Annotated in this window: 1 pseudogene; it reads right to left on the reverse strand. The window is 65.4% G+C overall.

The annotated features are described in order from the left end of the window. Window positions 1–315, reverse strand: a pseudogene (locus tag INT29_RS19925) (hypothetical protein); the annotation flags it as partial.

Here is a 315-nt window from a genome sequence, read left to right on the forward strand (position 1 = left end):
AGGCGGTGGTGGTCTCTCACCTCCACTCGGTTCAACAGCGCCTCGTGGCGCACAACGTCGGTCAACCACAGCTGATTCGGGCCATCAGCTCGAAACTCGTGCCGGGTCTTCCCGTCGGCGTCGACAACCGCGCATAGATCGTCGTGGACCGGTGGTCCCGGCTTCTTCCCGTTCTTGGCCCGGCCCTTGCCGAAGGCCGAGAACCAGGCATTGGACGAACACAACCGCCACGCAGTGCGTGCCGCCATGGGCTGGCCGGACGCTTCGGCTTCGTCGGCGAGGTATCGGTACCCGAACTCGGGATCATCGCGGTGG

The sequence above is a fragment of the Brevibacterium sp. FME37 genome, from assembly GCF_014897485.1.
Lineage (GTDB): Bacteria > Actinomycetota > Actinomycetes > Actinomycetales > Brevibacteriaceae > Brevibacterium.